The sequence below is a fragment of the Limosilactobacillus portuensis genome (genome assembly GCF_028607025.1).
Taxonomy (GTDB): domain Bacteria; phylum Bacillota; class Bacilli; order Lactobacillales; family Lactobacillaceae; genus Limosilactobacillus; species Limosilactobacillus portuensis.
The window spans coordinates 1016851-1030620 of record NZ_CP117296.1; the positions used below are offsets into that span (position 1 = coordinate 1016851).

12 protein-coding genes are annotated in these 13770 nt (G+C 41.1%); 3 read left to right on the forward strand and 9 right to left on the reverse strand.

The window, feature by feature from the left end; genetic code table 11:
- Positions 1-12: 12 nt before the first annotated feature.
- Together PRK60_RS05125 and PRK60_RS05130 are read right to left on the reverse strand one after the other, a co-directional pair.
- Entirely contained in the window at positions 13-879 is an 867-nt protein-coding gene (locus PRK60_RS05125; protein ID WP_102168701.1) for an SPFH domain-containing protein, read from the reverse strand.
- Positions 880-893: 14 nt separating this feature from the next.
- Positions 894-2261: an RsmF rRNA methyltransferase first C-terminal domain-containing protein gene (locus PRK60_RS05130; protein ID WP_102168702.1), complete on the reverse strand. Its 1368-nt coding sequence runs from the start codon at positions 2259-2261 to the stop codon at positions 894-896.
- A 158-nt stretch (positions 2262-2419) separates the two neighbouring features.
- On the opposite strand from PRK60_RS05130, the gene PRK60_RS05135 reads away from it, so the two are divergent.
- Positions 2420-3229, forward strand: coding sequence for a Cof-type HAD-IIB family hydrolase (locus PRK60_RS05135; protein WP_191912726.1), 810 nt, complete (start codon positions 2420-2422; stop codon positions 3227-3229).
- A 91-nt stretch (positions 3230-3320) separates the two neighbouring features.
- On the opposite strand, the gene PRK60_RS05140 is transcribed toward PRK60_RS05135, so the two are convergent.
- Positions 3321-3569, reverse strand: coding sequence for a cytochrome b5 domain-containing protein (locus tag PRK60_RS05140; protein ID WP_273645719.1), 249 nt, complete (start codon positions 3567-3569; stop codon positions 3321-3323).
- Positions 3570-4107: 538 nt separating this feature from the next.
- On the opposite strand from PRK60_RS05140, the gene PRK60_RS05145 reads away from it, so the two are divergent.
- Complete coding sequence (locus PRK60_RS05145) at positions 4108-5337, forward strand: MFS transporter (protein WP_273645720.1); 1230 nt, start codon at positions 4108-4110, stop codon at positions 5335-5337.
- A 68-nt stretch (positions 5338-5405) separates the two neighbouring features.
- On the opposite strand, the gene lepA is transcribed toward PRK60_RS05145, so the two are convergent.
- From lepA to hrcA, 5 genes are all read right to left on the reverse strand, one after another.
- A complete protein-coding gene (lepA, locus tag PRK60_RS05150; RefSeq protein ID WP_273646437.1) occupies positions 5406-7241 on the reverse strand; it encodes a translation elongation factor 4 in 1836 nt (611 codons plus the stop codon).
- Positions 7242-7413: 172 nt separating this feature from the next.
- Positions 7414-8568, reverse strand: a complete 1155-nt coding sequence (gene dnaJ, locus PRK60_RS05155; RefSeq protein WP_102168706.1) for a molecular chaperone DnaJ — start codon at positions 8566-8568, stop codon at positions 7414-7416.
- 120 nt (positions 8569-8688) lie between these two features.
- A complete protein-coding gene (dnaK, locus tag PRK60_RS05160; protein WP_178696293.1) occupies positions 8689-10560 on the reverse strand; it encodes a molecular chaperone DnaK in 1872 nt (623 codons plus the stop codon).
- Between the two features lie 21 nt (positions 10561-10581).
- Entirely contained in the window at positions 10582-11157 is a 576-nt protein-coding gene (grpE, locus tag PRK60_RS05165) for a nucleotide exchange factor GrpE (protein WP_273645721.1), read from the reverse strand.
- 12 nt (positions 11158-11169) lie between these two features.
- Positions 11170-12219: a heat-inducible transcriptional repressor HrcA gene (gene hrcA, locus PRK60_RS05170; protein ID WP_102168709.1), complete on the reverse strand. Its 1050-nt coding sequence runs from the start codon at positions 12217-12219 to the stop codon at positions 11170-11172.
- 114 nt (positions 12220-12333) lie between these two features.
- Between hrcA and PRK60_RS05175 the strand changes: the two genes are divergently transcribed.
- On the forward strand, positions 12334-12705 hold the full coding sequence (locus PRK60_RS05175) for a hypothetical protein (RefSeq protein WP_148444533.1): 372 nt from the start codon (positions 12334-12336) through the stop codon (positions 12703-12705).
- 88 nt (positions 12706-12793) lie between these two features.
- Here the strand turns inward: PRK60_RS05175 and ribF are convergent, their stop codons facing one another.
- Positions 12794-13759 carry a riboflavin biosynthesis protein RibF gene (gene ribF, locus PRK60_RS05180; RefSeq protein ID WP_273645722.1) on the reverse strand — a complete coding sequence of 322 codons (966 nt, stop codon included), beginning with the start codon at positions 13757-13759 and terminating at the stop codon, positions 12794-12796.
- Positions 13760-13770: the final 11 nt, after the last annotated feature.

Here is a 13770-nt window from a genome sequence, read left to right on the forward strand (position 1 = left end):
TATTAACTCCACTTATTGTTGTGTTCCGGTATTAATTACTGGTTGCGTTCCCCGTTCACTAATGATCGCCACCATAATGTTATTAATAATTTGTAAACGTTGTTCGTCCGTTAATTCTAGATCTGCTTCCTTTGCCAAGCGATCAATTGCATCCTCAGTAATTGATACAGCTCCCTCAACAATAATCTTGCGGGCAGATAAGATCGCTGATGATTGTTGCTTTTGCAGCATCGCACTAGCAATTTCGGTTGCATAAGCAAGGTGAGTCAACCGAGTTTCAACAATTTTCACTCCGGCAACATTTAGCCGTTCCTGTAATTCACTTGCTAACCGGTTAGATACCTCGGTCGGATTACTTCGCAAAGTCAATGCATCCTCGTTTTCAAATGTATCGTAAGGATATTCACTAGCAACGTGACGAATAGCTGACTCACTTTGAATTTGAACAAATTGTTCATAATCATCAACCGAAAAGAGAGCCTTAGCGGTATCGACTACTTTAAAAACAATTACCGCAGCAATTTCAACCGGATTCCCCTTTGAATCATTAACCTTGAGGATTTGACTATTAAAGTTCCGAACCCGAAGAGAAACCGGTTCTTTATCAGTAAACGGTACGGTCATAAATAGTCCCGCATCCCGAATTGTCCCAATGTAATTACCAAAGAACGTTAATGCCTTGGCTTCATTTGGTTGAATAATCGTTAAACTACTCGAAAGGACTAGGATAAGGACTACTAACACGATCCCTACTATCATGCTTAGCAGGTGACCAAAACGAAAGCCGCTATATATAAGCCAAAGACCGACTAATCCACCAAGAATTGCTATTAATAACCCCAAATAACCGTTAACATGAAATGCTTGTTTTTCTTTCATTTTATCTAACTCCTCTAAAATCTTAACCCCTTTGGATAGAAGTTTTTTACCGTCCTTTGTACTAATTTTCCAAACCCACAGGAATGATTATTACAAACTAGCAAGTACCAGCCACTAGCTAACTCTTTATCAATTGTGATCGTATCACCGTGAACATATTGCCGCCACTGCTCTTCACTCAATTCGAGCGTTTCCTTAACTTCAGTCGGTTTTAACGCTAGCGCTAATGCTAACGATGGTTCAAATCGTCGTTTCTTAAATGTCCCAAGATGTAACCCCGGCCGAAGTATATTGAGATCATCAATTTTATCAATCCCGACTGGCAAATCATATAGTTGTTCACCAAACAAGACTAATCTAGTAGGTTGGTAGTCAGGAATAACCGTATCCCGAAAATCATTAAATAGTTCTTGCTGATCCCTAGTCAGGGAATATGAACTTGCGTGCTTTTTCTTTCGCCGCCTCTTTCGTAAGGGCTTTTCAGCAACAGGCGTACCATAACGGAACTTAGCAATAAAGTGTCCCTCGCCCTTGATATGATGAGGAAAAAGACGAATTGCCTTTGCTAATTCCGGATTACCGTCTGCCCATTCAGGACGCCCATGATCCATCCCCGGAAATGCTTTAACTTCTTCCATTTGCATCGCGGGATAGTTTTCAAGAATCCAATTAGCATTTTGTTCGTCTTCTTCAGGAGCAAATGTACAAGTTGAATAAACTAAAATACCACCCGGTTTTAGCATTCTAATCGCTGAAGCAATAATTTTACGCTGCCGATTAGCACATTCTGCTGGATAATCTGAATTCCAATATTCAATTCCAGCTGGCTCTTTTCTAAACATCCCCTCGCCAGAACATGGAGCATCGATTAATATCCGGTCAAAAAACTTAGGGAACTGCTTTTCTAGCTTCTCTGGACTTTCATTCATCACTACTGTATTACGTGTGCCCCATCGTTCCAAATTTTCCGCTAAAATCAATGCCCGCTTCCGAAAGATCTCATTAGCGACCAATAGTCCTTGATCCTTCATTAAGGAAATGAGGTGGGTTGATTTCCCTCCTGGCGCTGCGCAGAGGTCGAGAACCCGCTCTCCTGGTTGTGGATTAACCACTTCCCCTACGTACATTGCAGAAGGCTCCTGACTATATACCCAACCAGTAACATGATCCAGGGACTTTCCATTAACTTGACCATAATATCCAGTAGGGACGTACGGTACTTTCCCTTCAGCTTGACTAATTGTCTCTTGTGGCAAGGCATCCTTCAGCGGATTAACCCGGAAACCACTAAAACTTTGTTCATTCAACGCTGCTAAAAATGCCGAGGCTTCATTTCCCAATAGTTGCTGATACTTAGTTTTAAATGCACTTGGTAGCTGCATTCTCTTAATCACTCCATCAATTTAATCTTAAACAAATTATAACTTATTTTAACCCGTTCCTAAACATTTCCCGAAAGCATTCTTGGAATTCATTTAACTTTTTCTTAATTCCAGGTATAATAGTTAATTATTCGTAATAAAGGGAAGTGACACGCTTAATGGATCAACACCTAATTGCCATCGATCTGGATGGAACCACTCTCAATAATCAATCAAAATTAACCGCTGAAACAATTAATACGCTACGGGCTGCTGCTAAAGACGGCCATATTGTTAGTATTATCACCGGCCGACCTTACCGAATTGCTCAACACATTTATGATCAAATTGGGATTCAAACGCCGATGGTTAATTTCAATGGTGCTCTAGCTCATATTCCTCACCAAAACTGGGATAAAGAGTATGAAATCGAATTAACAAAAGAACTAGCACTAGATCTTTTGGCACATAAAGAAGAATTGGGAATTGATACCATTACCGTTGAAAGCAAGGATCATTTCTGGGCAAACCAGGCAACTAAGGATGTCCCTGAATTTCTTCCCAACCACCTTAAGCCCAGTCAGCTACTGAGTGAAAGGAATCTCAGTGATAATCCCATCGCAATGACAATTGAATATCAACCAGCCAGTAAAGATAAAATCATCCGTGCAGTCAACGAAAAATACGGTAACTTTGTTGAACCTCGGGTATGGGGCGGCCCGTATAATATCCTTGAACTAATTCATCGCGGAACCCATAAGGAATCAGGAATGTTCTATGTTGCTAAGCAGTACGGAATTGACCGTACCCATATTATCGCTTTTGGCGACGAGAAAAACGATCAAGAAATGATTGCTGCAGCTGGTCGTGGTGTTGCAATGAATAATGCAATTCCCGAAATCAAAGCCATTGCGGACGACGTTACCCCAATTGATAATGAACATAATGGTCTCGCAAAATACTTAAGGGATTACCTGAAATTAGCTTAAAATCCACTATAGTAAAAAAGCAACCTAAGATTAACTCAAGACGAGGGCAATCTTAGGTTGTTCTATTTTAAATGATTTAGCCTAAAGAAAATTAAACTTCAGGATCACCGGTAAATTTACCAACAACTGGCAAATCTTCAAGAACCTGCTTCATATGAAGTGAGCGTTGAATTGCAGCGCTAACATCATGACCTGCTAAGTTGCCATGATGCTTACCGTTACGCCAAGCCGGAACATTACTGACGTCATAAACCATTCCATCAATTGCGACATAAGCTGGGGCGCCATCTTGGCCATTGTATTTTGCAAGTTCTTCAGCAGTAAAGGTTCTTGTAGTCATACTAAAATATTCCTCCCGATCCTCATTGTTAATTTTATTATAGCACTTTTAATTTACCGATTAAGGCAATCGCAATCAGCACTTATTAGTAATAAAACAAAAATTAGGTGAAAATTAATTTTATCGTAAATAATACCTATATTATATAACAACTGTCAAAAATATTGTTATAATGTAAAAGAAGGTGATTCTGCAATCACTTTCGCTAAATACTTCTACTTGGGGATCACGGTGTGTCATGTTATCGCGATCCTCAATTTTTATTTAATCAGACTGTCTAAAAAGGTCACAATGTAATACAGTAAAATTGCAGCGATAATAAGGGAAAGAACATCTCTAACCTGGCGCCAAATGTTTTTCTTCATTCCATAACCCCCTCGAATCAATATTTCATATTATACACCACCTTTTCAACTCAATCGTTAAACTTTTAATTGCATTTTAAGTTAAGGCGTGTATAATACGTTGTCAAACAGGGATTAATAATCCTAAAGCAAAATAATCGATGTCAGTGAGCATCATTTTGGAGGAATTAAATATGGAACAGACAAGTAATCATGTCGGCCAAGCAATGACTAAAAACCAGAAATGGGTCCTAGCATCTACTGCATCCGGATTTTCATTAGAAAACATGGATATTATGTTTTTGTCATTTGCCCTTGCACCAATTATCGCTAGCCTACATATTTCAAGTACGGCTGCTGGATGGATTGGTTCTATTACTAACCTTGGAATGTTAGCGGGTGGTGCGATATTCGGTCTTGTCGGTGATCGAATCGGTCGTGTAAAAACATTTACTTACACGATCTTTATTTTTGCCTTGGCAACGGCCGCAATGTTCTTCGCCCACTCATTACCAGCAATTTACCTTTGCCGTTTTCTTGCCGGAATTGGCGCTGGTGGTGAGTACGGTGTAGGGATTGCGCTAATTGCCGAGAACTTTGAGCCCCATCTTATTGGTCGATTGACTTCTGTCGCGGCTATCGGTGGTCAAGTTGGTGCAATTTTTGCTGCTATAATGGCCGCTTACATCATCCCTCATTTTGGGTGGAACGCACTTTTCCTTTTAGGTATTATTCCAGTAATCTTAACTTTCTTTATTCGGCGCCACGTTCACGAAAGTCAAGAATTTATTGTCGCTCACCAAAAGACAATTGCCAATCATCAAAAGATTTCTGTTAGTCGTCTCTTTGCTACACCACGATTAGCCTTACAAACCCTTGGCTTAATGGTAATGACAATTGTTCAAATTGCGGGATACTTTGGTCTAATGAACTGGCTCCCATCCATTGTCCAAAAGCAGCAAGGACTGTCCGTTTCGGGATCATCAATTTGGATGATCGCTACCATTGTTGGAATGAGCATCGGAATGATGGTCTTTGGGACAGTAATGGATAATTGGGGTCCACGTTGGGCTTTTGGGATCTTCCTTCTTGGTTCTGCCACGGTAATGTTTACCATCCTCATGGTCCAAAGCTCAATTGCCCTCATTCTTGCCGGCGCGCTAATCGGCTTCTTCTCTAATGGAATGTTTGGTGGTTATGGTGCAGTTATCAGTCAACTTTACCCAACTGCCATTCGTTCTACTGCCAACAGTATCATTATGAATGTCGGTCGAGCAATTGGTGGATTTTCATCAGTAGTTATTGGATTGCTAATGGACCACTACTCATTAGGAGTAACAATGGGCTTCTTATCAGCACTTTATATTCTCAGCTTCATTGTTATGTCTTCATTGCCTGGAATGCGGAAGCTCGCTAATCATTAACAATAAACGAAATAAGGTTCAGAGTTCAAATAAACGAACTCTGAACCTTTTATTATATTGATAGTAATTTACTTTTCGTCAACTTCTTCATCGGTCTTTAGAACCGCCATAAACGCCTCTTGAGGAATGTCAACTTTACCAACAGCTTTCATCCGCTTCTTTCCGCGCTTCTGCTTTTCAAGAAGCTTAGCTCGCCGATCGGGATCCCCCGTATGGATTCGTGCAGTAACATCTTTCCGATAAGCCTTAATATTAGTTCTGGCAATAATTTTTGAACCGATTGCTGCCTGAATTGGGATCTCAAAGTTTTGCCGTGGAATAATCTTCTTAAGCTTAGAGGTAATGTCACGACCTCGTTCTGCTGCAAAGTCTTTATGGGCAATGAAACTTAATGCATCAACCTTATCGCCATTTAGCAGGATGTCAATCTTGACTAACTTACTTGGCTTATAGTCGTCGATCTCATAATCAAGAGAAGCATAACCACGAGTTGAACTCTTCAGCTTATCAAAGAAGTCGAAGATGATTTCTGACAATGGAATATGATAGATTACGTTTACCCGCGTATCACTTAAGTATTCCATAGTTTCAAAAATTCCCCGTTTTCGCTGACAAAGCTCCATTACCGGTCCAACATAATCATTGGGAACCATGATTGAAGCTTTAACATAAGGTTCCTTAATGTCCTTAATCGATGAAGCATCTGGCATTTCAGCCGGGTTTTCGACTTCTTTCGTGGTTCCGTCTGCCAAGTCAACATGGTAAGTAACAGATGGCGCTGTAGTGATTAAATCAAGGTTAAATTCTCGTTCAAGCCGCTCTTGAATTACATCCATGTGCAACAAGCCTAAGAAACCACAACGGAACCCAAAACCCAATGCTTGTGATGATTCAGGTTCAAAAGTCAATGCCGCATCATTCAACTGCAATTTTTCTAAGGCATCCCGTAAATCGTTAAACTTGGCATTATCGGTTGGGTATAAACCAGCATAAACCATTGGGGTCATTTGCCGATAACCTTCTAACGGTTTAGCGGTCGGATTATTAGCATCCGTAACGGTATCACCAACCCGGGTATCTTTAATATCCTTAATTGCAGCAGTAATATAACCAACATCACCGGCCATCAGGACATCTCGCGCTAATGGCTTAGGCGAGTTAATCCCGACTTCAGCAACTTCATACTCGGTACCACTATTCATTAGCCGAATCTTATCACCCTTTTTTACGGTTCCTTCAAATACCCGAACACTAAGAACTACTCCGCGGTAATCATCATATTTCGAGTCAAAAATCAACGCCTTTAATGGAGCTGTTAGATCCCCAGTTGATGCCGGAACCTTCTTCACAATTTCTTCTAGGACTTGATCAACTCCTAGCCCAGTCTTTGCACTAACGTCTAGTGCATCATCTGTATCAAGGCCGATTTCATCTTCAATTTGCTTCTTTGTTCCTTCAGGATCCGCAGATGGCAGATCAATTTTGTTAATTACCGGTAAAATTTCCAAATCATTATCCAATGCCAGGTAAACATTCGCTAAAGTTTGTGCTTCCACTCCCTGAGTAGCATCAACGACTAACACTGCTCCTTCACAGGCAGCCAATGATCGAGAAACCTCATATGAAAAGTCAACGTGACCCGGGGTATCAATCAGGTGAAAAATATAATCTTGGCCATCTTTAGCATGATAAGTTAGGGCGACTGCATTTAACTTGATGGTAATCCCCCGTTCACGCTCTAATGGCATATCATCAAGGACCTGATCCTTCATCTCCCGCTTACTAATTGAATCTGTCATTTCCAAGATACGGTCGGCAAGGGTCGATTTCCCGTGATCAATATGGGCCACAATTGAAAAGTTACGAATCCGTTTTTGCCGTTCTTTCATTTCATCAAGATTCATTGTCATGAATTAGTTCACTACTTTCTAAACTTGTAAATACTAATACTAGTATACCAAAGACTATCCACGCTTGAAAAGCTAATCAAATCAGCATTCAACAATACTAAAAGAAATAGAATAAGCCAGCAATTCCGCTTTTCATGATCGGAGATTACTAGCTTAATTTAATTCTTTACTTATCTTCAAATGCATCCCGAAGCTTGTCAAGGACGGTTTTCTTAACTCCTTTGACATCTTCACCACTAGCAGCAGCGAAAGCCATCATTGCCTCTTTTTGGCGCTTATTAAGACTCTTTGGTGTATGAACATGAACAGTAACATGTTCATCCCCGTTACCATTACCGTTCAAGTGAGGAACACCCTTGCCCCGAAGACGGAAGTTTGTCTCAGATTGAGTACCAGCAGGAATCTTAAGATTAACATCACCATGAACAGTCTTAACTTTCACTTCATCACCTAATGCGGCTTGAGCAAATGAAATGTCTTGATCAACATAAATTGTTGAACCATCACGGCGGAATTCCCGACTTGGCGTTACACGGAAAACAATGTAAAGATCCCCATAAGGACCGCCATTTTCACCAGCATCACCCTGGTGTTCTAACCGCATTTGCTGACCATCGTCGATTCCCGCAGGAACCTTAACTTCTAATTCATGTCGCTCATGAATATGCCCAGAGCCATGGCATTTAGTACACCGATCTTCCGGCTTAATAATCTTACCAGTCCCATTACATTCAGGACAGGTAGTTTGAGTTTGAATATTACCAAGGGGTGTCCGCCGTACGGTAAGAATGACTCCACTACCATGACAGCGTGAACACGTTTCGGGAGACTTTCCAGGTTTAGCGCCACTCCCTTTGCAGACGTCACATTGAGCATCCCGTTCATACTTGATTGTTGTGGTCTTGCCAAAAACAGCGTCCATAAAGTCTAATGTCATTGAATATTGCAAATCACGACCCTGGCGTGGTGCAGTCGGATCAGCTTGACGACGACCGCCACCACCAAAGAATTGACTAAAAATATCACCAAAATCGCCACCAGCAAAATCACCATAGCCTTGTTGACCGCCAAAGCCACCAAATCCTTGACCAGCTCCTGCATTTGGCCCTGCCGAACCAAACTGATCATACTGAGCACGCTTTTGTGGATCACTCAGTACTTCATGTGCTTCATTAATCTTCTTAAACTTCTCCTCAGCACCAGGTTCATGATTAATATCCGGGTGGTATTTTGCTGCAAGCTTCCGGTAAGCCCGATTAATTTCCTTTTCAGAAGCATCCTTTTTTACACCTAGGATGTCGTAGTAACTTTCTTCTGCCATACGGATCCTCCATTTATATTGCTTGTTTAGTTATACCATACATGACAAACGAAAGTAAAAGCCAAAGTCCTTTCCTCCGGCCTTTGGCTTTTAACAATTGTTTATTAACGGCTGATAGAATTACTTCTTGTCATCTGGAGTAACATCCTTAAAGTCACCATCAACGGTCTTGCCATCATCGGAACCAGAATTATTATTGTTTCCGTTAGTGCCATTGTTACCGGCATTACCAGCTTGACCGCCTTGAGCACCTTGGGCTTGTTGATAAAGCTTTACGCTAAGATCTTGGATAACCTTATTTAATGCGTCTTTCTTAGTCTTCATATCGTCTAAGTTGCCGCTTTCCTTAGCCTTCTTCAAGTCGTCACGAGCACTTTCGGCCTTCTTGATGTCTTCTTCAGGAACCTTACCCTTAACTTCCTTCAAGGTCTTATCTACTTGGAAGAGTTCTTGGTCAACTTCGTTCTTCAAGTCAACCTCTTCCTTCTTCTTCTTATCAGCTGCTGCGTGTTCTTCAGCGTCCTTCTTCATTCGCTCAATTTCCTCATCACTTAAGCCAGAGTTAGACTTAATGGTGATGTTTTGCTTCTTATGAGTTCCTTGGTCTTCAGCAGAAACGTTAACAATCCCGTTCTTGTCAATATCAAAAGTAACCTTAATTTGAGGAACACCACGAGGAGCAGCTGGAATGTCGGTAAGTTGGAAGTTCCCTAAAGTCTTGTTATCAGCTGCCATTGGCCGTTCACCTTGAAGTACGTGGATATCAACAGCAGATTGATTATCAGCAGCAGTTGAGAAGATTTGGCTCTTGGATGTTGGAATGGTGGTATTCCGGTCGATTAACTTAGTGAATACCCCACCCATGGTTTCAATCCCAAGTGAAAGTGGCGTAACATCAAGTAAAACAACATCCTTAACATCACCAGTAAGGACACCACCCTGGATAGCAGCACCAAGGGCAACCGCTTCGTCTGGGTTGATGGAGTGGTTAGGTTCCTTACCAGTTAATTCCTTAACCATTTCTTGAACAGCTGGAATACGAGTAGAACCACCATTAAGAATTACTTCATCAATATCATCAAAGCTTAAATCGGCATCCTTCAATGCATTCATAACTGGTTGCTTAGTCCGTTCAACCAAATCATTAGTTAATTGGTTGAATTGTGCCCGGCTCAATGTCTTTTCAAGGTGTAGCGGACCATTTTCACCAGCAGAAATGAATGGCAAACTGATTTGGGCTTCTTGAACACCAGATAAGTCCTTCTTAGCCTTTTCTGCAGCGTCCTTTAACCGTTGAAGCGCCATCTTATCCTTAGACAAGTCCACGTCATTTTCTTCCTTAAAGCCATCGATTAACCAATCCATGATCTTCTTATCAAAGTCATCCCCACCAAGGTGAGTATCACCATTAGTTGAAAGGACTTGGAAGACACCGTCACCTAATTCAAGAATGGAAACATCGAAAGTCCCACCACCAAGGTCATAAACAAGGATCTTTTCATCCTTGTCTTTCTTATCAAGACCATAAGCAAGTGATGAGGCAGTTGGTTCGTTAATAATCCGCTTAACATCTAATCCGGCAATCTTACCAGCATCCTTAGTAGCTTGACGTTGAGCATCATTAAAGTATGCAGGAACAGTAATAACTGCTTGGCTAACTGTATCACCAATATAATCTTCAGCGTACTTCTTCAAGTATTGAAGAATCATTGCAGAAATTTCTTGTGGGGTATACTTCTTGCCGTCAACTTCAACGGTATATCCGGCTTCACCCATATGACTCTTAATTGATGAAATAGTATTAGGGTTAGTAATTGCTTGACGCTTTGCTACTTCACCAACTTGAGTTTCACCATTCTTAAATGAAACAACAGATGGAGTTGTCCGACTCCCTTCTGGATTTGTAATAATCTTTGGCTCGTTACCTTCCATAACGGCAACGGCGGAGTTTGTAGTACCTAAATCAATACCAATAATCTTGTTACTTGCCATTGTTTATTCCCTCTCTTATTTTTATTGTGCAACTACAACCATTGCAGGACGAAGAACCCGATCCTTTAATTGATAACCAGCCTGCAGTACTTTTACCACTGTTTCGGCCTTCTGATCACCTTCCACCGGCACTGTTTGTACTGCCTGGTGAAGGGTCGGATCAAACGGCTTGCCGTCTGCATCAATCTCCGTAATTCCGTGGTCCTTTAATGCATTGATTAGGTGGTCATGAACCATTTGGATCCCCTTCTTTAACTGCTGACCATTTTCGTCGTGAACTTCAATCGTCAGTGCTCGCTTAAGGTTATCCAGAACAGGTAAAACGGACTTGGCTAAGTCTTGACCATCATACTTCAGTAATTGAGCACGCTCTTTCTTAAAGTGGGTAGTCATATTCTGTATTTCTGCTTCAGCCCGCAAATACTTATCGTCCTTATCATCTAATTGCTGTTGCAAATCTTTAACTTGACTTTCTAATTTTGTCACTTGAGTTTGTAACTTTTTAGCATCAAACTGGTCGTTCTTTTCAGAAGCAGCACCCTGACTTTGGTGCTTTGCTTCTTTACCTGTTTGCTTTGCAGCTTTGTCTTCTGCCAATCGACTCGCCTCCTATGAATCGTAGTAATGACGGTAAAAGTTTAAAAGTCGTTTTGCTAGCTCCTGACGAAATGCATTCACTAAACCAATCGTCCGTGAATAAGGCATCCTCGTTGGGCCTAGTACTGCAATAATGCCCTTACCATATTGGTCAACATCATAGGTTGCCGTGATCAAACTATAGTTATCCAAGGCCCTATCTTTTGAAATCTCAGAACCAATCTTAACGTTTACTCCATCGTCAGAAACATTTGAATCTAACAAATTCGATAACTGATCGTTATGGTCAAGCAAACTATACAGTGTCTGTAAGTCAACCGAATCATGCTTTTCTGAGAAATCTAAGAGATTTAGCCGGCCGCCAACAAAGAATTGCTCACGTGCTGCCCTTGACACGACACTATCAAAAAGATCCAAAAAGCCATCTGCACTTTGCATGTAGTGCATCACCCGAAGCGGAATATCATCATTCAGGCGCTTCATCACGTTAGCTAATGGCTGCCCCACCAGCTGGTCATTAATCATCCGAATAACCGCTTGAAGAGCATCTGTATCGTAATTTCGTGGTAACGTAAATGCCTGACTTTCGACATCACCGCTATCAGTAACTAAAATTGCGATCACCTTTCGATTACCTAACGGAACAACCCGAAATCCGCTCAACCGAACATCAGCTTGCTCAGGCTTTAGTGTAAAGGCTGTATAGGAAGTAAGATCAGATAAAATATCAGCTGAGTGCGAAATGATCTCATCAATCTTTTGAAAACTTGTTCCTAGTGAATTTTGGATTACTACTAAATCGTTGTCAGTAATAACCTCTGGATCAAGCAAATGGTCAACATAATAACGGTAACCCTTTTTAGAAGGTACCCGTCCTGAAGATGAATGCTCTTTGGTAACAAAACCAACTTCTTCAAGAACACCCATTTCATTTCGAACCGTAGCAGAACTTACCTTAAAAGGTAATTTTTCTGCCAGGTGTTTTGACCCGACAGGTTGACCTGTTGCGGTATATTGACGTACAATCGCTTGCAGGATCTTGTTTTGACGCTGTGTTAGCATTTGTATCACTTCCCCTTTTAGCACTCTATAGGGTTAAGTGCTAAACACATGTATAATATAACAATCTGAATAGTAAAAGTCAAGAAACGTCAAATAAAATCTAGGAGTTTTTCAATGAAACATAAGAAGCAACGATTTATTCAGCCAAGTGGTCCCGAAGATGCTATGCGAATTATTCAGAAGCTCTTCAATAGTTACCGCAATGCCCCACCAACAAGGGAGTTGCTTGACTATCATAATAATTTGATTAATCGATTACAAACTGACATTCATGATGCTGTAATGAAGGCCAATAACGATCGCCTTAGTAAAGAGCTTGATGAAATGATAGAGATCATGCGTCGTTGGGTTTCAATACGATTATCAAACCGTCCATTCAACGCTAAAATGCGTCACTTCAAGTTAGTCACGGACGGCGGTATGAAGTTTAAGCGACACGTTCATAAAATTAGTCAATCAGCCAATCATCAGGCAAGTCGTCATTAATAAGGTAAAAAGGCTGGAAAAACAAAATGTTTTTCCGGCCTTTTTCATAATTAGCAGTGCCTAACCTCACCAAACTCAATTGTAAAATCTAAATTAGCCACTTTATACTAGGGGCTATTTTTTGTAAATTCTGACGAGCTAATTGTTCATCCTGCTTCATCTGGTCAACAAGCTCATCAGCGCCATTAAATTTCATTTCACCACGTTGATAATAAAACCACCGAACTCTAACTTCTTCGCCGTATACCAACTGATCAAAGTCAAAAAGGTATATTTCAACAGTAAGTTTATTTTGATCACCAAAAGTAATGTTATGACCAACGCTCGCCATTCCACCATACCATTCTTGACCAATTTGCACTTGAACAGTGTATACGCCAATACCGGGAAGACGTTCACTTTCAGGAGTTTCAACGTTAATTGTTGGAAAGCCTAGTGTGCGCCCCCGTGCTAAGCCATGGACAACGATCCCCGTTGTCGTGTAATAATAACCTAGCATCTGGTTAGCCAATTCAACATTCCCTTGATCAATCGCTTTACGAATAACCCGCGAACCAATCTTGTGGTTACCATTACCGGTAAACTTTGGAACCGTGATTACGTTAAATCGGCTGTTAGCGTACTCCGGTAAACGCGCCATCGTTGCCACCGCAGCTTTACCATAAGTATGATCAAACCCCGCCACCACTGTTTTGGCGTGAAAACCAATTAAATACTGATCAACAAATTCTTGTGGCGAGAGACTCGCAAATGAAGAAGTAAAGCTAACCAAATATACCAGATCTACTCCTAATTGTTTTAAAAGATCCAGCTTTCGTGGTGTTGTTGACAGGTATTTAAAACCACCTGGATATTGTTGATAAACGATTCCGGGCGCATGATCATAAGTTAAAACTGCTAACGGGAGGTCCTCCTGTTCAGCAATCTTTTTAGCAGTATTAATCACTTGTTGGTGACCACGATGGACACCATCGAAGAAGCCCATTGCGAGTACTACCGGACCTGTAAGCACTAACTCCTTTTGCAACGGGTGGTGGATTCTTACTACTTCCACTTGTCCTTCCT

Bases quoted from the DNA above. Each gene is read 5' to 3' on its own strand.
- PRK60_RS05125 (WP_102168701.1), bottom strand. From the start codon at position 879: ATGAAAGAAAAACAAGCATTTCATGTTAACGGTTATTTGGGGTTATTA.
- PRK60_RS05130 (WP_102168702.1), bottom strand. From the start codon at position 2,261: ATGCAGCTACCAAGTGCATTTAAAACTAAGTATCAGCAACTATTGGGA.
- PRK60_RS05135 (WP_191912726.1), top strand. From the start codon at position 2,420: ATGGATCAACACCTAATTGCCATCGATCTGGATGGAACCACTCTCAAT.
- PRK60_RS05140 (WP_273645719.1), bottom strand. From the start codon at position 3,569: ATGACTACAAGAACCTTTACTGCTGAAGAACTTGCAAAATACAATGGC.
- PRK60_RS05145 (WP_273645720.1), top strand. From the start codon at position 4,108: ATGGAACAGACAAGTAATCATGTCGGCCAAGCAATGACTAAAAACCAG.
- lepA (WP_273646437.1), bottom strand. From the start codon at position 7,241: ATGAATCTTGATGAAATGAAAGAACGGCAAAAACGGATTCGTAACTTT.
- dnaJ (WP_102168706.1), bottom strand. From the start codon at position 8,568: ATGGCAGAAGAAAGTTACTACGACATCCTAGGTGTAAAAAAGGATGCT.
- dnaK (WP_178696293.1), bottom strand. From the start codon at position 10,560: ATGGCAAGTAACAAGATTATTGGTATTGATTTAGGTACTACAAACTCC.
- hrcA (WP_102168709.1), bottom strand. From the start codon at position 12,219: ATGCTAACACAGCGTCAAAACAAGATCCTGCAAGCGATTGTACGTCAA.
- PRK60_RS05175 (WP_148444533.1), top strand. From the start codon at position 12,334: ATGAAACATAAGAAGCAACGATTTATTCAGCCAAGTGGTCCCGAAGAT.